Source organism: Variovorax sp. WDL1 (assembly GCF_001541225.1).
Taxonomy (GTDB): domain Bacteria; phylum Pseudomonadota; class Gammaproteobacteria; order Burkholderiales; family Burkholderiaceae_C; genus Variovorax.
Map to the genome: position 1 here is coordinate 38,858 of NZ_LMTS01000336.1, position 18,777 is coordinate 57,634.

The 18,777-nt window shown below is 63.0% G+C and carries 20 protein-coding genes; 5 read left to right on the forward strand and 15 right to left on the reverse strand.

The features are described from left to right. Positions 1-93 precede the first annotated feature (93 nt). Positions 94-705: a hypothetical protein gene (locus APY03_RS38005; RefSeq protein ID WP_068685737.1), complete on the forward strand. Its 612-nt coding sequence runs from the start codon at positions 94-96 to the stop codon at positions 703-705. Here the strand turns inward: APY03_RS38005 and APY03_RS38010 are convergent. From APY03_RS38010 to APY03_RS38080, 14 genes are all read right to left on the reverse strand, one after another. Then, entirely contained in the window at positions 702-3,788 is a 3,087-nt protein-coding gene (locus tag APY03_RS38010; protein WP_068685739.1) for a hypothetical protein, read from the reverse strand. The genes APY03_RS38005 and APY03_RS38010 overlap by 4 nt on opposite strands. 58 nt (positions 3,789-3,846) lie before the next feature. After that, positions 3,847-4,662 (reverse strand): hypothetical protein, encoded by an 816-nt coding sequence (locus tag APY03_RS38015; protein ID WP_146039587.1) that lies wholly within the window; start codon positions 4,660-4,662, stop codon positions 3,847-3,849. Beyond that, positions 4,659-5,924: a hypothetical protein gene (locus APY03_RS38020; protein ID WP_068685744.1), complete on the reverse strand. Its 1,266-nt coding sequence runs from the start codon at positions 5,922-5,924 to the stop codon at positions 4,659-4,661. The genes APY03_RS38015 and APY03_RS38020 overlap by 4 nt, the downstream gene beginning before the upstream one ends. 22 nt (positions 5,925-5,946) lie before the next feature. Beyond that, on the reverse strand, positions 5,947-6,708 hold the full coding sequence (locus APY03_RS38025) for a hypothetical protein (RefSeq protein ID WP_146041339.1): 762 nt from the start codon (positions 6,706-6,708) through the stop codon (positions 5,947-5,949). A gap of 103 nt (positions 6,709-6,811) precedes the next feature. After that, positions 6,812-7,219 (reverse strand): DUF6750 family protein, encoded by a 408-nt coding sequence (locus APY03_RS38030; RefSeq protein ID WP_068685748.1) that lies wholly within the window; start codon positions 7,217-7,219, stop codon positions 6,812-6,814. Between the two features lie 109 nt (positions 7,220-7,328). After that, positions 7,329-7,823 carry a hypothetical protein gene (locus APY03_RS38035; RefSeq protein ID WP_068685750.1) on the reverse strand — a complete coding sequence of 165 codons (495 nt, stop codon included), beginning with the start codon at positions 7,821-7,823 and terminating at the stop codon, positions 7,329-7,331. 11 nt (positions 7,824-7,834) lie between these two features. Next, positions 7,835-8,989 (reverse strand): hypothetical protein, encoded by a 1,155-nt coding sequence (locus APY03_RS38040; RefSeq protein ID WP_068685751.1) that lies wholly within the window; start codon positions 8,987-8,989, stop codon positions 7,835-7,837. A 3-nt stretch (positions 8,990-8,992) separates the two neighbouring features. Then, on the reverse strand, positions 8,993-10,411 hold the full coding sequence (locus APY03_RS38045; RefSeq protein ID WP_102906941.1) for a DotG/IcmE/VirB10 family protein: 1,419 nt from the start codon (positions 10,409-10,411) through the stop codon (positions 8,993-8,995). Next, positions 10,408-11,283, reverse strand: a complete 876-nt coding sequence (locus APY03_RS38050; protein ID WP_068685760.1) for a DotH/IcmK family type IV secretion protein — start codon at positions 11,281-11,283, stop codon at positions 10,408-10,410. The genes APY03_RS38045 and APY03_RS38050 overlap by 4 nt, the downstream gene beginning before the upstream one ends. Before the next feature lie 366 nt (positions 11,284-11,649). Further along, positions 11,650-11,913 carry a hypothetical protein gene (locus APY03_RS38060; protein WP_068685765.1) on the reverse strand — a complete coding sequence of 88 codons (264 nt, stop codon included), beginning with the start codon at positions 11,911-11,913 and terminating at the stop codon, positions 11,650-11,652. 57 nt (positions 11,914-11,970) lie between these two features. Further along, a complete protein-coding gene (locus APY03_RS38065; RefSeq protein ID WP_068685770.1) occupies positions 11,971-12,633 on the reverse strand; it encodes a DotI/IcmL family type IV secretion protein in 663 nt (220 codons plus the stop codon). Positions 12,634-12,641: 8 nt separating this feature from the next. Then, positions 12,642-13,028: a hypothetical protein gene (locus APY03_RS43040; RefSeq protein WP_068685772.1), complete on the reverse strand. Its 387-nt coding sequence runs from the start codon at positions 13,026-13,028 to the stop codon at positions 12,642-12,644. 3 nt (positions 13,029-13,031) lie between these two features. Then, positions 13,032-13,646 (reverse strand): hypothetical protein, encoded by a 615-nt coding sequence (locus APY03_RS38075; protein ID WP_068685774.1) that lies wholly within the window; start codon positions 13,644-13,646, stop codon positions 13,032-13,034. Continuing rightward, positions 13,643-14,542 carry a hypothetical protein gene (locus tag APY03_RS38080; RefSeq protein WP_068685776.1) on the reverse strand — a complete coding sequence of 300 codons (900 nt, stop codon included), beginning with the start codon at positions 14,540-14,542 and terminating at the stop codon, positions 13,643-13,645. Before APY03_RS38080 ends, APY03_RS38075 begins: the two co-directional genes overlap by 4 nt. Positions 14,543-14,723: 181 nt before the next feature. Here APY03_RS38080 and APY03_RS38085 point away from each other — a divergent pair, with 181 nt between their 5' ends. Genes APY03_RS38085 through APY03_RS38100 form a run of 4 tightly spaced genes read left to right on the forward strand, consistent with a single transcriptional unit; the run spans position 14,724 to position 17,420 of the window. Then, positions 14,724-16,163 (forward strand): DnaB-like helicase C-terminal domain-containing protein, encoded by a 1,440-nt coding sequence (locus APY03_RS38085; protein WP_083944897.1) that lies wholly within the window; start codon positions 14,724-14,726, stop codon positions 16,161-16,163. Beyond that, on the forward strand, positions 16,163-16,567 hold the full coding sequence (locus APY03_RS38090; protein WP_068685779.1) for an HU family DNA-binding protein: 405 nt from the start codon (positions 16,163-16,165) through the stop codon (positions 16,565-16,567). The genes APY03_RS38085 and APY03_RS38090 overlap by 1 nt, the downstream gene beginning before the upstream one ends. Before the next feature lie 2 nt (positions 16,568-16,569). Further along, positions 16,570-16,866 (forward strand): hypothetical protein, encoded by a 297-nt coding sequence (locus tag APY03_RS38095; protein ID WP_068685781.1) that lies wholly within the window; start codon positions 16,570-16,572, stop codon positions 16,864-16,866. A 14-nt stretch (positions 16,867-16,880) separates the two neighbouring features. After that, the gene (locus APY03_RS38100) at positions 16,881-17,420 is read left to right on the forward strand and encodes a hypothetical protein (protein WP_068685783.1); all 540 of its coding nucleotides are present in this window, start codon (positions 16,881-16,883) and stop codon (positions 17,418-17,420) included. Positions 17,421-17,433: 13 nt separating this feature from the next. On the opposite strand, the gene APY03_RS38105 is transcribed toward APY03_RS38100, so the two are convergent. Beyond that, entirely contained in the window at positions 17,434-18,708 is a 1,275-nt protein-coding gene (locus tag APY03_RS38105; RefSeq protein WP_083944899.1) for a PDDEXK-like family protein, read from the reverse strand. Positions 18,709-18,777 lie beyond the last annotated feature (69 nt).

Consider the following 18,777-nt stretch of genomic DNA (forward strand, 5'->3'; position numbering starts at 1 on the left):
TCGCCGAGGCGCCTATTCTCCGGGTCCCTCCTGGGATCGAGACCGCTTCGCGAGCTCGACGTCCACCCGTCAACCAGGAGCGGAAAGAGCAACATGGAACAGCAGGCGGCATCCCAGGAACTAGCCCGACATCTGGTCGCGAAATATGAGGGTCAATACACCTTTGTTGAGCGGTTGAAGATGTTTTATTTTTGGGCGATCGCTCCCGAGCCAATCGGGGCCGTTAGGCTTTACCGGGCCAACAATGGAACCTGGACGGCGGTGAGCGAGAAGCTCACGGATCTGAAGCGAATTCGTCGACTCCGACTTCGTCCGCTGATGATCGAAGCCGTCGGGGTCGGTGCCGAGGCGCTCGGCCACCTTCCTCTCGCTGCCGAAATCATCGCCGGGATAGTTGCGGTAATACACACCAGCCACGTGTTGAAAGCGGCTTTCACGATCACGTTGGCGGAGACCGCGGCTCAACTCATGTACGTACTGACGATCCAATCTGAAAAGGACTATCTTTCCCTTGGCGAGATTGCAGCCCTACTCAACGAGGTTCGGGAAAGAGCTGGTCAATCCAAGGTGTCTGATAGCGAAGTACAGGACGCGCTAGATGAGCTGGCGGCGTGCGCAGGCGTTGAATTGCGATCTGGTGCACGAGAGAACGAATATCGACTTGCTGATGTTGTCGTATTCACAAAGGGTACCGGCGCTCACTAAACTGTCCCCAGCTCCGTCTCTGTCTCCGCGAGTCCATCGGCAGAAAGCAGCCCTTCGCTCTGCGCCCGAACGATGAGTCGCGCGGCCACGTCCATCGACACCGACTCGTCGCTCACGTCGAACTCTCCCTTCTCGGCCATGAGCGCCGCGATCATCGGCTTGGCCGTGCCGGCCGGCAGCATTTTGGCCAGCAGTCGCAGCGCCTGCCAGTAGCTGTCGTCGGTACCGCCCAGCTTGAGCGCCAGCGCGGCGCGCACCGGCGCGTCCGCAGCGTTCGTGGTGAAGGCCCACTTGTCGAGCGCGCTGGCGGTGGTCTTCAGCACTTGGGCCAGGACACCTTCAGTGGTCGCGAAGCGCGCGAACAGCGTACCTGGCCGGCGGCAGTGCGTGCTGATCGCCTGCATCTCCGCGTCGCTCAGCTTGAACGCCGCCTTCACCTGGTCGGCCATGCTGCCGTCGCCCAGGCCGAAGACATAGAAGTTGGTCGAGTTGGCCATGATTGCCTCCGGGAAGTCGGAGATCAGCTGGCTCATCATCATCGTGACCATGTTGAACTTGCGCCCCACGCGCAAGTCCTGCTGCAGCAGCATCTGGAACGACTCGGCGCCCGAGGCGTAGTGCACCTCGTCGTACTCGAGGAACTTCATCTGCTCCCACATCTTCTCGACGCGATCCTTCTGGTACCGGCGGTACAGATCGGGGACCAGCGGCGCGATCTCTTCCCAGCGCGCAAAGAAGTTCTTGGCGCCCAGGCGGCGCGCGAACAGGAACATCAGAGCGGAACGCCGGCGGCCCTCCTCCGAGGTCGTCGAGCCCACCACCTCCTCGAGGTCGATCGAGATAGCACGCGCCGCGCCGAGGTTCGCCTGGGTGTAGCTGCTCAGCAGCGTGTAGGTGCCGGTCGAGGCCGCGCTCAGGTTGCGCTGGAACACCTTGACCATCGTCTCCACGCCATTGGCCGCCAGTGCCTCGCCGTACATTAGCATGATGTCGGCCTGCGAGACGACCTTCGACAAGTCCTTCAGGATCGGCATCGCATAGCGCTGCGCGCGCTCGGCCATGACGACGTGGCCGGCCTTGAACAAGGCATCCACAACGTCCCACACCCGGGTGCGGCCGTCGACGATCTCGTTCCCCAGATGCTGGTACAGCGCGCCGACCTCGGGATCCATGGCGTTCTGCCAGGGCTTCGCGTCCGAGGAGGCGCGTGAGAAGCGCTCGTACGCCGCGGCGATCAGCTTCTGGAAGAACTTGTCGGCCTCAGGTCCCAGGCCCGGCGAGATGGTGCCCAGCACCGCGACGATGAAGTCCCGGTCCTGCTCCGTGCACTGGTCCAGGCCGAGGAAGGTGTCGAAGGGATTGACCGTGTACTCGGGAGCGTTCTTGATCCGGATTGACACGACCTGATCGCGCTTGCTTGCTGGCAGCATGGCCCGGTAGAGGTCCATGATGAGCCTCGAGCTCGGGCCCACGTCGACCACCGTCACATACGGCACGTCCTGGGCGCCTGGCGCCATGAGCAGCCCGGAATTGAGCAGGTTCATGAAGAACGACTTGCCCGAGCCGGTCGGCGCAAAGCCCACCGTCGCCCATGAGGTCTGCAGGCCCGAGCCCAGCGCGATCGGATACGGCCGGCCTTCGAGGGTCGATGCGATGAGTTGACCGGTCTTCCAGATCGAAGCCGCGCGCACCACGGGTGACATCCGGGTGATCTCGCCGATTGGCGCCGGCAGGTAAGGCGCCGAGCTGGAGCGCGAGAACCCGGCCGCGGTCGAGATGGCGGCGAGCGCCGGCTCGCCTGTTTCATTGGAGCAAACGGTAGACCCCCATGCCTCGATCGAGCTGCGCAGGTATTCCACCTGGAACTGCAGCTGCTCCTCCGTCTTGGCCCAGGTGGTGAGCGTCATGCGCGTCGCCGCGATGTAGCCGCCCTCCTTCTCGATGTTCTTGAGCTCGTCCCAGCCGCGCTTGATCCCCTTGTTGAAGTCGCCCATGGCAGCCATGAAGCTACCGAAGAACTGGTCGGACTTGCGGAACTCAAGGCCCGAGGGGATCACGTCCTGCGAATAGGCGAGCGGAATCGTACGGCCCAGCTTCTCCATCAGCTTGTTGAAGGGCTGGGAACCCTCTTCGGGCAGCACCTCGACGACCACGCTCGCCGAGAGAGTGGAGCCCTGACGGGCGAACTCGAACGACTTGAACTCTTCCCTGAAGCTCGCGGGGATCATCTGGCGCGAGAGCGCCACAGGCATGACCGCCGCCTCGTCGGCCCGGCGCACAGGGCTCGCCCCCATCGCGCCCTTGTCCCCGAGGAACCTCGGCGCCCAGGTGGAGGGGAAATCCGTGTGGTCGAACACACGACGCACCATGTTCGCAGCCTCCCGCACGGTCATCGTGTTCGCCAGGAGGTACGTGCCGCCGGTGTTGATCTCGACGGACAGGTCCTTGACCAGGTTCTCCACCATGGACTTGTGGCGCGTCACGAGCAAGTTGGAGGGCTGCGCCATCGACTGCGAGAACGTGTCGTTGTAGGCGACGCTCACCTTGCGCTTGCTCAGCTCGGCGGCCGCCTTTCGCTGGCGCTCGACGAAGTTGGCCTGCTCGTTGGAGTTCATGCCCGCGCGGTGCGTGAAGACGGCCAGGTAGACGGCCTCATCGGTACAGGCGCGCGCGAGCTCCTCGACTCGAGCGTCGAAGAAGGCGGTCTCGGTCATCCCCAGACGCTTCGCGGTCGTCGACATGGGTGCAATGAGCTCGCGCGCCAGGCGAACCGACCCTGCGGGGTCGCTGCGAAAGCAGAACGACATGCTGTGGTTGCGCCCGTTGCCTGCCTTCATCCGGTTCGACAGGATCGTGGCCAGGTTCTGCGCCAGGTGCTCGAACTCCTTTGCGCCGACGTATCGCCGGATGCCCTTGATCTCGATGAACGACACGACGCTGCCACTCTTGAGCGCCATGATCTCTGCCGGGGCGTCAGCCTCCGTCTGGATCGGCGCGCGCCAGTCGCAGGCCAGATCGGTGTCGCCGAGGGAAAGCTGGGAGCCGGCCCAGTAGATGAACGACTCGATTGCGTTGATGAGCATGAGGTCCTGGATGTCTGGTGCGCTCGACGCGCGTGGAAAACTGGGTGCTCGGAGCGGCTTAGCCGGCCGGCCGGCGAAACCCGAAGCTGAGCGGCTTGTCGGTCGCCGGAGCTGTCTTGATCGCCTCAGTCGGCTGCTGTCCAACCGGCGGGCCGGCGCGGAAGGCGAGCCGGCTGGGCCGCTCTGACGGAAGTGCTATCGCCTGGTCTTGGCCCCGCTCGCTACTCACACCGGTGGCGCTGGAAGCGGCCGATGCGCTACCCCCGATCCGAGGCGGCTTCTCGGCAGCCTGGCGCCGCGTGTATTCCTTGCGCAGCCACGTGTTCGCCGCAGCGTTGAAGGCATGCTCCGAGGCGCTTCCCGCGATCTCTAGCAAATCCCGCATCACCTGCTCGCGGGCGATCGCACGCATCCGTGCAATCTCCTGCTCAGCCTCATCGGAATCCTCGATGTGGAAGCCACGCATGACTTCGTTGACGTGCAGCGGGCTCACATAGGCAGTCGACGACCCTTGGTCGCTCGCGTTCGTCACTGAAGGCTGTTCGGACTGGACCTTGAGGTACTCGACCAGCGAGCGCAGGCGCATGAAGCCTGAGGCCTGCCGGCAGATCTCGGCGTACGCCATCGGGGCGCCCGGATGATGCGAAAGCATCCTGCGCATCGGCAGGAGGTTGTCCTCGTCCAGAAGGTCGCGAGGCGCACGGTCCTTACGGAGCATGAAATGAAATGGCTGCGCCTGCGCATCGCCCTCGTTGCGTGCTCCGCTCTGGCACCAAATCGTGAGCCATTCCGCGTAGTCGGGGCCGGCGGAGACCGGCGCCTGTGCGAGCATGTGCGCGAGTCGCGCCCCGCTGTCTGTGGTTACTGCGTTCAAGAATCCCCCCTCTCCCGGCCGACGATCTCGGACGCCAGGCACGGATGGCTGGCGCCGACGGCATCGGCCACTTCAAGCAATTGCTGTACTGACAAGTTCTCCATGCGCACCTGCACGCCGCCGGAACCGTAGCCGGTCACATTGCCGCCCAGTTCCTTCGCCGCGAGGGCCATCTGGAATGAAATCGCACGATCCATCGCCCGGTACCAGACAGCGGTCGTGGTGAAGTCGGAATGGCGCTTCATGCGGTTGTAGAGGGGCCTCGCCAAGCCTGCCCAATGCGCCTCGGCGACAAGGCCGTGCGGAATCGACAGCTGGTAGATCGGATCGCCGGCAATCACGTTCGGAAGCTGCAGTTGCACCGGAAGAGGTGCGGCTGCGTTTGCTTGATAGGCTGACAGCACCGAAATCCGGGCGTACTTCAATAGCCACGTCAACTCGATCTGCGATACCCAGCGACGGATCGTCGTGTTGGAAGCGTCAGCCCCGAAGGCGATGAGCGATACCGTGTCCGCATCCGCATGCCTCCATTCGATCGCGACCTCGACCAGCGTTGGCTGGCCCGGGTCAAGCAGGTTGTCGATGTCCAGGAATGGCTGCTTGTACCAACCGCTCGTCGGCAGCGGCGTGCGCATGATGTCCAAAGCGTGTTGGACGCGGTTGCGGCGGAAGTAGATCATGCGCGAGCCGCGGTCGTACACCATCTTCTGCTGCATCTGTGGGCTGGACCACGATTGGTAGGCCCCGCGCAGTGCGACCTCGATCTGCGGCACCGAGCGCTCCACGGAAGGCAGCAGCTCGGCGATGCACTCGCTCAAGCGAGGCTTGTTCCATTCGCGATCAGGGGCCTTCCACGGGTAGGCGGCCACGACCAAGTCGCGGGTGTGGTTCAGCACGCGCGCGACGTCGACCATTCCGCCTTTGTCGACTCCGTTCACCTGCTTGAAGCCGGTGAGCTCGACGCCGAGATCCTCGGCCAGCGTGGTGAGCTTGGTCTGCAGGAACTTGTTCGAGCGCAGGCTGGGGAGTTGCTTGGGCACCATGTCCAAGTTCGTCACCCAGATCAGGTTCATCAGGTCGCCGCCAGACTGGAATCGCCGGAAGCCGCCGTTGGTCGAGTAGCAGATGCCGCCGGAGGTGACGTCCTGCAGATCGAAATGCGCCACGCCGAATTCCGGGGCGGCACCGACGGCCGTGGGCAGCTCCTCCTCGGACGGGAAGGAGTTGCGGTAGGAACCTTGGCGAGCCTGCGTGATTGCCATCTTGAGCGTCTATTCCTTGGGCTTAGGCTTGGGAGGCCAGCGCCTCTTCCACGAGTTCGCCGTAGGAGGCATTCCACGAGCTCGGCTTCAACGATGGGTGGTCATCGAGCATGTCAGCGCCGGCCTTCTTGAGCACGTCAGCCTTCCATACGATGCGCAGGTCGAAAACGGCATCGCCGCGCGCGCCGTAATCGACCGAATTGAGCTTCGACATGGCGCCGGCAAAATCCAACGCCTTGGAGGTACCAAACGCCTTGCGCACGGGCAAAACACGCTCGCACAGCACGTCGTAGATCTGCCTGGCCACCGCCGCCTCGTTAGGGTCGGACATCGCCGCCCCGATGGCGCGCAGCAAGTTGTTCAGGTCGGCCGCCGCGAGCTCGGGGATCGCCGCCAGTTGCGCGTCCGAGGCGAGGCCCCCGCCTCCGCCGGTCGAGGCCGTCTTGCAGCCCAGATGCGGGTAACCGTGGCACAAGCTGCAGATCGGCGCCAGATTGCCGTCGTCGTTGTTGTGGTGGTCGTCGTCCTTGTGATGCACCTGCAGCTTGGTCGGCTTCTTTGCGGTCTGCATCGAGCGGTACAGGCACCCTTGGCACGTATAGCGCGCCTTCTCAAGCACCTGGGGCCGGCGCGCAACAAAGACCGCGTCGGCTTGCGTGGCCCGCGGGTCGTTGTCTCGGAAGACGCTGCGCTTGATACCAGGGATGAGTTTGAACATTCTTCTTGGGCACAAAAATGGCCGACCGCCAGGAGGGACGAACCCTCCCCCGACGTCGACCAGCATGGTGCGTCCTCTCGGACGCAGGAAAATTCGCGTTCTAGCTACTACAGTTTAACCCTGCAATAGCGTATTTTCGCGAATTCCTTTTCTGTCGCCATTTTCCAAGTCAAAAGCTCTGCACTTTCCCGATATCTCCAGTGCTGCCACCGGCGGCGGTCACCGCAAACTCGACGATCGCCCAGATGCAGATCATTGCGGCGCCAGCGGAAATCGGCATCCAGATCTGGCGTGCTTCGACCTGGTCGCCGCCATTGTCCTGGCCCTTCTTCTTCCACTTCAGGAGGCCATAGCAGATCGAGGCCATGCCGCCCAGCACCATCGCCCACTGGAAGAGCGTGATGCCCAGCTTGAAGAGCTGGATCAACGAATTGACGGATGTGTTGGCGTCGAGCGCGAAGGCGCTGCTTGCGAGAGCAGTGGTTGCAACTGCGACTGCGACGTTGCGGCCCAGTGCAGCGTGGTTGGCAAGGCCCATGGCGATGCGCACGTTCAGATTGGAGATCAGGTTTTTCAAGTTAGCTCCTGGATAGATTGGTGGTTGACAAGTGAGGAATAGCCAGGTAACACTTCCGTGGCGTGTAATTGACGCGAATCGGAAGCGCGCAAAAAAAAAGGTGGCAGTGTTAATGCGTAGCGATGTTGACCAATATGGCTCCCCCGAGGATGTGCCAGAACCCACGCCAGAACCCATCGCCCTCCTGGGCTTGGCCTTGCGCAGCACGATTGAAAAGCAGGAATGCCCGGAAGATCGCGCACACCCCCAGCAGGAAGAGCCAGGCGTAGATCGCGTTCCATAGCGGCTTCAGGGAACCAGAGCTACCGTCGCGCATGTAGGCCATCTGCGACGCCACACCCTCGCCCAGGCCACCGAAGTCCCTCGTGAGGGACTCCACCCAGGCCGAGAGCATCGTGGCGCCGATGGTCACGAGCAGATTTCCACCAACGCCCGCCCACGTCGGCTGCTGGCCGCCGGCATGGTCGTGACCCATCTTGGCGATCTTGTGCAAGGCCGAGCCCGCGAAGAAGAAGCCAATCAGCAGCGCAGCCCAGTAGACGAGGGGCACGAATGCCTTGCCGAGCGCTGCGAACTCATTCAGAAAACCTGCGAAATCTGGCATGGGTCAGTACCTCAGGGAAGAATCAGGCCGGCAGAGGTCTGGACCAACTCACCGCGTTTGCCGATAGCCAGCACGCGAGCACCCGCCACCTTTGCGCCAACGGACACCGTCGTCAGGCGGCCTTGCTCGTCGGCAACCCAGGCGAGCTGGCTCGGGCCGTGACTCGGCCAGGTGCCGCGCAGCTTCCAACCAGCCAGTACTTCCTTCGACTCGGGCGTCGAATCCTTCTCGAGGGCGCGACGACGTTGGCCGCTCGCCTTGGGAGGCTTGCGGGAATCGGAAAGCCCGTCGACGTGCACGGATTTGTGCGCCAAGACACGCGGAGCCGAGGCCTTTGCCGGCGTCGACACCTTCGGTGCGGCGGCAACGCGAACGGGTTTGGCCGGCTTGGGGGTTTCTGTTTTGTTTGCACCGAAGGCCGTCGTCGCGTCGGCCTTCGGAGTCGCCTTCGCAACTTCCACCGGCAGGGAGACAACGGGGGCGCCCTTCGGAACTTCTTTCACCCTCTGAAGAGGCGGCGCGATCGCGGCGGGAGCGGGGGCTGGTGTCGTTGCTGGGGCCTGCGCCACCACTTCCGGAGCTACCTCGGGCGCCTTCGTGGCGGGCTGCGCAACCTCGACAGGAGGAGCGGTCGGAGCAGCGACAGGCGCAGGACCTTTGTCCGCCAGAAGATCAGCTTCGGCATCGAACGCAGGCGCCGCCTTCGAACCGCTCTCTCCGAACAGATCCGAGGTGGTCAGCTTGCTGGCGCTGGCTGCGTCGAGCATGCCGTCGGGTTTCTTTGCCTTGTCCTCTGCCGAAGTGCTATCGATCGCCAACGCAATGGCTGGCTCGATCGGCTTCCGCGGCGAGCCCCCGACGAGACCCGTCTTGTACGCGACCAGGCCGGCGGCGACGAACACGAACGCTCCGACCGCGCCATAGAACGGCAGGCTGGAGTTCTTCTTGGGCGCAGGCTCAGGTTCGCTGCCTGGATCGCGGGGAATTGCGTCCACGGGATCCTCGAGCGACTCGCTCAGGGTGTCCCGCGCTTCGCTGTTGTCGAACGCGGGCTCATCGGGGCCATGAAGGACCGAAGCCTCGGAACCACCCTCCGCGCCCCAGAGATCATCGAGCGCATCGTCGTTGCCCTGCGCACCGGTACCCTCTTTTTCGAAACTGCTCATCAGTTAGCGCACCTGCATTTGATTGATAGGCGCCACGCTCGGGGCGAACGTCCCGTAGTTCATGCCCGTCGCAAGATTGAACGGAACAGCCGGTTGGGCTTGCTGGTATCCGCCTTGGTGCTGGCGATGCTGCTGTTCCGGCTGCACCTGAACTTGCTGCTGCTGGGCGCTTACCGTCGTAGAGGACGCCGCCTGCACGGTGTTGAACAGCACGCCGATCGTGGTGTTCGCAGGCAGCTTCACCGTGTTCTTCTGCTGCGACAAAGACTGAACCAGTTGCTGACCGACCTGCGTGGCCGATGACAGGCCGGCCGCTGCAGCCTGCTTGTCAGTTGCCTCAGGCAGAACTACCGACGTCGAGAGCCCATTCGTCACGACCGAAGAGCTGCGCTGCGCGATCGCACCTGCCGCACCACTCACCGTGGCAAAGGTGATCGGGAGCACGTAGCGCGACAGAATGTGTCGATCGATGCTGCCATTGAGGGCATCGGCCGAGGTCTGTTCGTCCAGCGCGACAGCGTTGATCTTGGCGACCTTCCCGTTGAAGCGGATGTCGGTGAAGGTCACCTGGAGGCCTTCACCCTGATTCAGCACGGCCGTTCCCTTCAGGAACGCACCGGCGAACTTGCCACCGATGACCTCCGCCGAGACGTACGGGGACTTCTCGGTATCGATCGGCGACGTGGTGCGCGCAGCATGAATGGTCAGGGGGCCTGGGAGACCGATATCCTCGGTCGCGATGTTCGTGGCGCCCACGCCCTGCCCTTGGCCAGCCACTCCCTGCTGGCCCGCTCCGTTCGCCTTCGGGTCCTGGTAAGCAGCAACGTGAGCGATTGCGGCGCCGGTTGGGGCATCCACCAGAAGCTGCGCGAGCTGGCGATTCAGGCCCTCCTGAATGGCCTGCTGGCGCACAGGATCCTGGTAGGAACCCGGCTGAATGGCAACCTGTGGCGGGGTGACGTAGGTCTGGTACGAGCTCGCGCCAGGACCGCCCAAGGTTTGCGGTCCGCCCGCGTTGGCGACCGGCGCGCCAGCGGGGGGCGGGACATACACCCCGCCCTCCTGCCGGCTCTTCGCCGCCTTCTGCTCCTGCAGCTCGGCCAGGCGCCCGCGCTCGTAGTCGGTCTGCACCACGTCGGTCTGCGCCCCCGAGGTCGTCCGGGCGGGCAGGTCGACGTTGGCCTTCATCTCCTTCTTGCCGCTGGCCATGACAACCAGGCCAACCACAGCGACGAGGGCGACTGCGAATGCGCCACCCACCCACTTCATGACGCGCTTCGCGCCGGGGTCCAGGCGCTTTCCGCTCCCGCTCTCAGCAGCAGGCCCTCCGATCGTCGCATTCTCTGCATGCTCCACATCGGCGAACTCGAGTTCGGCGTCGTTGCCTTGGCTATCGTTGCTCATCTGCGTCTGTGCCGTCACTTGGTGAATCCCTGGTTCCGCGCGCTCGAGAGGATGGCACTCGATACTGACGTGGCGTTCGATCCTGTCGGCTCGACGCTGATGCCGCCAAGGGCCACGTTGCGCAGTTCACCGCCTTGCGAGATCACGACCACCGGGGTGATTGGGAGCTGGTAGACAAAGACGCCGTCGGATGAGCCCTGCCGGCGCATCCACGCAGGGGAAAGGACCTGTGCCGAAGTGCGCACCGCCATACTGTTGGGAGAGATCTGCCAGGCCATGATCTCGTCTGTGCCGCTGCCGGCCACCGTCAGGCGACGGGCCTCACGCGGTGGCGTGCGATACAGGTAGGCCATCAACTCGTCGGCCATGTGGGTCGGCGCAGGCGCAGCGCTCGCCATGGCCGTCGGCGGGACACCGCCCACGAACTTGGGAACGACCAGGTCCAGGTTGTAGTCCGTGGCGTCCTGGGCGGGCATCACGGTCACAGTGACCGGACGCGCGATGTCCTTGAGCTTGAACGCGATGTTGCCGATCTGGGCTTGCTTCATCCCGACCGAGAACACGTGCTCGGCCATCTGCGAAACCGCATAGCCGCCATCGTTGAAGTTGTCCGCGGCCTCCACAGGCCAAGGGCGGCCGGCGGCATCGACGAACATGATCGTCGCGCCTTGACGCGGAGCCAGACGAAGCACCGGAGGAGTTCCACCCGGCGACAGGTCAACCGTCGTTTGGGTGCTCGTCGGCCGCGCCGGCGGGCGGCCGGTGATGTTCTCCGTGAAGGCATCCTTGCGCTCATCGATCTGCTTGCGCAGGTTCACGATCTCCTTTGGCGTCAGCGGCGCGATCTTGTCCAGCACGGCCTGCGTCGTCGCCACGTAAGGCGTCGGCATGGCCGCCGATGCGGACTGGGCAGGCGCCGTGGCCGGAGAAGGAAGTGCACCTGGTCCTTGGAGCGACGCGGGCCCGTTCTGGGCGGATGGGCTCGCTGCCGAGGGACCTTGGGGCTGGTGGTTCGACACCGGGGCGCCCGTGGCAGCCGGGTTCGAGACGCGAGACACGCCTTGTGCCGTCGCGCCTAGGGAGGCGCACCCAAGCATGGCGATCAGGAAGGCCCCAGCTGCCGGGCGCATGCTACTCACGCCAAGTGCGGTCTCCGTCCTCGAACGCTTCGCCGCGTCGGTTTTTTCGTTCATAGCAATATTGTCCTGCAAACTCGCCTTGTAAACGCGATTCGCGCCCGAGTCGCGTGGCGTGATTCAAACGAATGGAATGCCGGTGTGCGCTGCGATCTCCAAACGCATGGAGATCTTTCCGTAGATCAGGGCGTTGGCGAATGGCGTGGGCGCGGTCGCCCACAGCTCGGCGAGCTCGGCGCGGCTGGCCAGGAAGTCGGGCAGCACGTCGTTGTACGTCGCATACCACTCGGGGTGGCTTGTTTCCAATGCGTCCATCTCGGCTGTTGCAAAGGACATACCGATCGATTCGTGGTCGACGTTCAGCTGGGGTTGGTTCGCGCTCATGTGATTTTTCGCCTCGTTGTCTGCAAAAGAATGGAAATGGGGGGATGGCGCCTGCCGCTAGTTCCTAGACGAATCCGGAACCAGCTGCAGGCTGTCGATTGCGATGCCGCGCGGGTTCTGGTCGAGCCCCACGCGCCGCACGACCACATTCAAGATGAACGGTCGTGGCATATCGCTCACCTTCGTCCCCCGACGAAACAGTGAGATCGGAGCCTGGACGCGCCAGGCAAACTTCCCATCGAACTCACCGCGCTTTGCGATCACGGGTGTGTCCGACAGGCTCACGGACATCGTCAACTCACGCTCGACGATGTCCTTTACCCAGGGAGCGAGTGCCTCTTCGACAGCATCGCCGCCCCTTTCGGTAAAGCAGGTCTTCGAGCCCTGAAGCGTGGTGCGCCAGTGCAGGAAGTCGTGGCTGAAGACCATACGGGCGCATTCGTCCACATAGCCGAGCACGCGTGCGTCGCTGACGTAGGGCTTGTCCAGCGGGACGATCGGAATCAGGCGACCGTCCGGCGTCGCAGCAATCACCTCGCGGTGCGTGCGGGTCAGGAATACGAACGCGATGATCAGCGCCACCAGCAGCGCAACCACCGCGAGGGAGAGCCAGACGACCAGACGCGTGAGCTTGCTCACCTGGGCGGCAGCACCGCCCGGCTTGCCTCCTGCCCCGCCAGCAACGACCACCGCCTTCTTGGCCGCATTGGCCTTGTTCAACACTGCGCTCATTCTTTTTCCCGCCTGCGGGGGGTTGGGTTGCTCTGCGTCGCCTTCGCGGCCTGGTTGTTGAGTGCGGGCACCGGGCGCGCGGCAGCGTCGGGGCTCGCCTGCCCGCTCGGAGCATTCGCCGCTAGCCGGGCGCGGAGAGCTTGTTCGTTCTTCCTGTCGAGCTGATCCAATGGCACCAGCGCGCCTCCGGGGGTGACTGCGACGACCTCGAAGTCCAGTTGGACCGCCCAGATGACCGCGCCCAGCAGGCACAACGACAAAGCCGCGACGACGATGCCCGCCCATTCGGCGATGGTCGTGAGCGCGCCGGTCATCTCCGGCGCTATCACGTCGGCAAGTGCGAGGGCATCGGAGCCCAATGGGTTCAGCGTCCTGGCATCCATTGCTCAACCTCGCGGCGCGCCGCCTGCGTCTACCAGGAGCAGGTCGGCCTCGGCCCGTGGTGCCCTCATCCCGATCTCGTGCAACCCCTTGGGCAAAGGCAGGGCCGGGCGCCGGTCGGGCGGCAGGAGCGAATCCTGGAATTCCTGGGTGCGTGCCGTACCAAAAGCCGTCGTAAACCGCTCCGCGAACGCGCTCCAGGCGAACCGATCCCCACGGTCCGGCATGATTTCGTTGATCCGAGCCCAGCCGCCCATGTTCTCGATGGCACGATTGAGCACCGGGCCCGTCGCCTCCAGCTTGGGCGCCACGTACGGGCCCACACGGCACACCAGGAGGTACAAGCGCTCCAACGCGGACTCTTCCTCCACGAACGTAGGGTCAAGCGCCTTGCGCAGATCCGAGACCGTGGGCGCCTTGCGGCTGTTCGTTGACACCCAGTTCAGAAGGAACTTGGTGGTTGCGTCCGGGCCGAACGACTCGATCGCTGCCAGCCAGGCGGTGACCTCGAGGTCGTTGAGCTCGTGCCGGCACGCGGCGCAGGCTTGCACGGCGGTCTCGAGGACGCTTGCGATCTCTTCCTGCGCGCTCATGTTCACGTTCTCGTCCTGCGTCCTCATGCCGCGGCTCCCGGTGCTGCGCCGCGATGGCGGGCGAAGCCGAATCCAAAGCCACCCGGGGCGAATCCACCCGCAGAAGCGCCAGCCGCCGGCTTGACATCTGCGTCCTGGACGTCGCTTTTAGAGCCGAAGCGCTTCGCAAGCACCCGGTCGACCGAGGATTTGCTGCCTTTCAGGGCGGCGGACTCAAAGGACTGGGGTCCGGAGCGCACTGGACCAGACGACGCGCCCAGGGCGGGCATGAGTCGGGTCTTGCTGTCACGGGGCCAGTAACCGAAGTTGGACGAGAAGTCTCGCTGCGTGATGGAACTGGTGAAGAAGTTGCGGGCCGTGGCGTCCCAGTTCGAGTAGAGGCGCGTGCTCGATGTCGCGAAGTCCTTGAACTTCTGCAGCAGCCATGCCTTGTGCTCCTCGGTGATGAAGCCGGCCTCCTCCGCCTTTGCCAACAGTCCTTCGTTGAACTGGTAGTCCTTCGGGAGCGCTCGCTTTCCCTTGCTGCGCCCGGCAGGCTTCACCTCTCCGACGAGGGGGAACTCTTCCACGGCCAGGCTCGCAAGCGCGGACGACGCGACGAGTTCCTTGATCTGTGCCCCGAAGCGCTCGTTGACGGCATCGAACAGCTCAGCCATCTTGGCGTGGCGCCACGCACCACCTTCAACCTGCTCGAACCCCTCGAGCAAGCTTGCGCCGTTCTCGGCCCAAACATTTGCGCTCAAACCGCTCAAACGAGAGAGGATCAGCGGGTCACCCGAAATCGTCGCCGGCCGGGTCGAACGGAACGCCGCCTCGAGCAAGAGAACCCCTGCGCGCACCACAGCCGCGTCCGGCGAGTGAAACCACGCGCATTCGGTAAACCAGCGGATATCGAGCGCGGAATGTGTGCGTGTGTTGATCATGTTTTTTCGTCCGCGATGGTAGTCGCGCAAGGAGGTTTTGGAAAATCTTTTTGTACTTGCATTGACGTTTGTTGCTTCTTGTCTCCAGAATATCAACACGAACCGCGATCCGTAAGTGCAGTTTCAAGAAAACTGGAATCTAAAGGTTTCGGTTTCGGAATGTTTAGTACGAAATCCTTCCATGACCGCTACAACTGCACCTTTTGGCTTCCCACGTACGCAACAGCAGCAGCCCCCAGCAGAGGCCCCGATCGAAGCAGTAGCGGCACCGCCCTCGATCGAGCCCCTTGTCTCGCAGATCAGCGAGCGCACGGTGCTGTGTTCGCTCATGCAAGACGGCCGCGAGGACCTGTCAGGCCAGATCGCGGCGACCCTGAATGCCCAGGACTTCGGCGAAGAGATCCACATCAACCTGTTCCGCCTCTGGCAGCAGCTGGGCCAGTCGGGCCAGGCGCGCGACCTGGCGGCGCTGGTAGACGCCTCGCGCACGCACAATGTGTTCACGGGCGGCGAGGACTACCTCATCAATCTCGCGACGAACCCCACCTATCTGACGGCCAGCGTGGAGGCCATCCAGGCGGCAGCGACCCGGATCAAGGAGCTGAGCGTGACGCGCACGGTGCTTGCGTCAGCCAAGCTCGTCGTGGAGAAGGCCGCCCTTGGGCAGACCTCGGTGGAAGCGCTGACCACCATGCTCGAAGACGCCGCCGGTAACGCCCGTACCTCGGCCAAGTCGTCGCGCACCGGCCCGGAGCACGTAGTCGGCTTTATCTCGGTGTTGCTCGAGCAGATCGAGCAGCGACTCCAGGGTCAGGAGGTCGATTCGGGCGTTACGACCGGATTCCCGAGCCTGGACAGGCTGCTCGGAGGCCACGGCATGGTCGATGAGGACCTGATCGTGCTCGCCGCGCGGCCTTCGATGGGCAAGACCGCCATGGAGGTGAACTTCATGCTCGCCGCGGCCGAAGCGGGTCGCGCTGCCCTCCTCTACTCGATGGAGATGCGCGGAACCTCCATGGCCAAGCGGATGATCTCGCGTGCAGGACGCGTTCCTGGTTCGGTCTTCAACAGCTCCGAGCAGTTGCCCGATCGGCTCGAATCGATCTACGAGGCTGCGCAGAAGCTCGGCAACCAGCACATCTACATCGATGAGTCGCCTGGCCTGTCACTTGCCGAGATCCGCACGCGCTCGCGCCTCTTTGCCGCGCAGAACGCGGGCAAGAAGCTGATCATCGGCGTCGACTACCTGCAGCTCATTGCCGCCGGCGCAGCAGCCAAGCCGGGTGCCGATGCTCGCGTGGTCGTGGGCGATGCGTCCAAGGGCCTCAAGCAGCTCGCTCGCGAGCTGAAGTGCCCCGTTGTCGCCCTCGCACAGCTGAGCCGGACGGTGGAGCAGCGCGCGAACAAGCGGCCCATGATGTCCGACCTGAAGGAATCGGGTCAGATCGAACAGGACGCGGACGTGATCATGTTCCTGTATCGCGACGAGGCCTACAACCCCGAGACCCCCGAGCCCGGGATCACCGAAGTGATCGTGGCCAAGCAGCGCGAAGGCGCCACCGGCACGGTCAAGCTCGCCCACCAGCTGGCATCCTCACTCTACGAGGACCACCTCCAATAATGACTCCCGCCCCCTCACAACAGCCATCCAAGCCGAACAAGCGGCGCACCCGCTACAGCGCCAACGCCGTCGTCCGCAAGGAGGCTGAGCTGCTGAACATCTCGCCCGAGTTCGGCGTGTCCTTCTTCTTCAACCTCATGAATCGTGTCGTCAGCAGCGCCATGGTGAACGGCGAATGCTGGATCCAGGGCATCGGGACCTTCAAGCGCACAGAGTACGCCGCGCGGCGGCGTCACAACCCTCGCACAGGCCAGATCGACCTCATTCCCGGGGGCGAAAAAATTACCTTCCATCCGATCAAGCCACGCAAGACGAAGGAAGGAACGCCCCCAAGCGCCGAACCCGCCCTGCGCGTCCGAAAACGCCCGCAGGCAGTCACGTCGACAGTGCACCGGTTGAAGTAGTCATGACCCTCGGAAGCATCAAATCACGCACGGAACTCCTGCTCATCGCTGCGGGCTGGCTATGGACCTTCTCCCTCGCTGGCTTCAACCGCCCCGCCCAGGCCCGGCACATGGCCGTCGCCGCAGCCATCGGTCTGGCGCTTTCGCTGGGCTTTCGGCGCTCTGTCATGGGCTTCTTTCGCGCAGACCTCGACAACCTGGGTGATCGCATCACTGATGCGTATCTGTGGACGATCGTCGCCTTTGTAGTGGGGATCGTCCTTGCCGTGTATGTACTTGCGAGATCACCGCTTCTTTAACTCAGGGAACCCACATGCATCACCCAATTTTTCCCTCGGCCGTCACCGTGCGAAACCTCACCTTGCGCAACTCTTCGGGCGCCAAGGGCGATTTTTGGACCGCCGACGTTCAGATTGAACGAAAGGGCGAACCGACAGCGCGATTCGAATCCATCGTCTTCCTCGAGAGAGAAGGCATGGCGATCATTGTCGCCTGCCACAACGAAAGCATGCCCCCCGGATTCGAGGAGTTCTTTCAGCAAACAGCGTTTCTCGACTATCTGTGCGAGACCACCGCCCGGGACTTCCTGAACCAGGACCCCCCGACATACATTGCAATCCGCGCTGGATTGGACCTGACCGAGATTCTGGTCGCCGGCGAGTACGTCCGGCAGCGAAGGGTCCCTCTCGGCATGGCCGTCAGCTACAAGCGTCCAGGGCACTCATTCAGCATAAAGACATTCGACCCCGAGCAGACCGCGCATTGGCTCATGGGTCCGCCGCAGCGCCGCACACGCGCGGTTCATCGACCCGCAAAAAGCAAGGTGAACCGCACCAAGATGCGCCGTCCATGACGATTGGGACTCTCTATACATCCAGCCCTGTTCTTAGGGCCTCCAACTGATCGACTGCTTCTGCGACGGCCTCGCCCTGTGACAAGCCGCTAACGAGCTTCAGGACCAACGACTCGGCACCGTCATTTGACTTTCGAATGCCGTTCTTCTTTCGCTCGGCGTTCGCGAACGTCAACAGAGCTGCCTTCTTTTCGGCCTTAACGTCCGTGAGGTTGAGGAAGGTTTGCACACGAAATTTCTCTTCAACAGCTCTCACCCATACCCCCGCCGTCCAATTCCAATCATCATCCTTCCCTTGCTTGTCGATAAATTGCTCGAAGGCATTCAAGCTGAATGCAGTCCGAACACGCCAGGGCTGAATCAGAACATCAGGAAACAGATCCCTCATCCTCGAGACGAACGGCGCGAAAGCAACCTGCCGGAAGCAGTTGGCCCAGATAAGCGGGCGCTTACAGAAGAGGCTAAAGAGTCGAAGGTTTGCTTTCCCTTCTATAGAGGCAACCCCATCGTTCAGAAGACTCGATAGTTCCTTTGCACGCGTGGATCGGAAGCGGGAGTCAACGAGCGACTTCATCGCGAGCACCGCGTCACCGTGCGTGGTAGCCACTTGCAAGACAAGCTTTCCGAGAGGAGTGCTGGCTGCAGATTCTTCATCTTCCTCTTCGACCACTGCTCGAAACTGCGTCAACGTGAGCCTTACGCTATCGGAGACCGAATCACGTTGCTCACACTGTCTGAGAAATTCCGAAAGCCAGTCGTACCCTATCGGCAACCAAAGCGAGTCGTCAACCGTAGCTTCATAGCTATCCAGGAAAATGTGCACACCCCGGAAATCGGGGAAGAGCTTCTCCAGCCCTTTGCGGTACTTCTTCAGCTGCCCATCCGATTGCTTGGCGCCAAACTTGTTTTCGATTGCAATGTAGAAGTTCGCTACCGCATCCACGATGAGCACGTCGAGGCGGTCTTTGACGTCTTTCATCCCCACATCGACCTCTGTTGCCACCACCATCGACGAAAACCCTTGACTGTGGATGCTGGAGGCCGCGAGGAAGCGTCGATCGTTCGCTGGCAGGCTTTCCGCCTCTTCACATTGACCTGCACGCGTGAGAATGGACTTGATTGCATGATCACCCAGTCCGTGGGCTTGCGATGGGTCAAGCAACCATGCCAGCATGTTCGAGATCTGAATCTCTTTGGGGAAGCAGATCCGAAGCGGGTTGCTTGTTCCTGCCAGCCTCAACATGCGTTCTACGTCAGGGTCGCCATAAAGCGCGTTCGCGAATTCCATCCGATCTCGATCTGGCACGGTCGATCCTTTGGGTGAGCAGTGAAATGGGCAAAGGGTAGCAGCGATTCA

Coding starts and splice junctions, on each gene's coding strand:
- APY03_RS38085 (WP_083944897.1), top strand. CDS start 14,724: ATGACCGCTACAACTGCACCTTTTGGCTTCCCACGTACGCAACAGCAG.
- APY03_RS38025 (WP_146041339.1), bottom strand. CDS start 6,708: ATGCTGGTCGACGTCGGGGGAGGGTTCGTCCCTCCTGGCGGTCGGCCA.
- APY03_RS38010 (WP_068685739.1), bottom strand. CDS start 3,788: ATGCTCATCAACGCAATCGAGTCGTTCATCTACTGGGCCGGCTCCCAG.
- APY03_RS38080 (WP_068685776.1), bottom strand. CDS start 14,542: ATGATCAACACACGCACACATTCCGCGCTCGATATCCGCTGGTTTACC.
- APY03_RS38040 (WP_068685751.1), bottom strand. CDS start 8,989: ATGAGCAGTTTCGAAAAAGAGGGTACCGGTGCGCAGGGCAACGACGAT.
- APY03_RS38060 (WP_068685765.1), bottom strand. CDS start 11,913: ATGAGCGCGAACCAACCCCAGCTGAACGTCGACCACGAATCGATCGGT.
- APY03_RS38020 (WP_068685744.1), bottom strand. CDS start 5,924: ATGGCAATCACGCAGGCTCGCCAAGGTTCCTACCGCAACTCCTTCCCG.
- APY03_RS38075 (WP_068685774.1), bottom strand. CDS start 13,646: ATGAGGACGCAGGACGAGAACGTGAACATGAGCGCGCAGGAAGAGATC.
- APY03_RS38100 (WP_068685783.1), top strand. CDS start 16,881: ATGCATCACCCAATTTTTCCCTCGGCCGTCACCGTGCGAAACCTCACC.
- APY03_RS38050 (WP_068685760.1), bottom strand. CDS start 11,283: ATGCCGACGCCTTACGTGGCGACGACGCAGGCCGTGCTGGACAAGATC.
- APY03_RS43040 (WP_068685772.1), bottom strand. CDS start 13,028: ATGGATGCCAGGACGCTGAACCCATTGGGCTCCGATGCCCTCGCACTT.
- APY03_RS38090 (WP_068685779.1), top strand. CDS start 16,163: ATGACTCCCGCCCCCTCACAACAGCCATCCAAGCCGAACAAGCGGCGC.
- APY03_RS38005 (WP_068685737.1), top strand. CDS start 94: ATGGAACAGCAGGCGGCATCCCAGGAACTAGCCCGACATCTGGTCGCG.
- APY03_RS38035 (WP_068685750.1), bottom strand. CDS start 7,823: ATGCCAGATTTCGCAGGTTTTCTGAATGAGTTCGCAGCGCTCGGCAAG.
- APY03_RS38105 (WP_083944899.1), bottom strand. CDS start 18,708: ATGGAATTCGCGAACGCGCTTTATGGCGACCCTGACGTAGAACGCATG.
- APY03_RS38095 (WP_068685781.1), top strand. CDS start 16,570: ATGACCCTCGGAAGCATCAAATCACGCACGGAACTCCTGCTCATCGCT.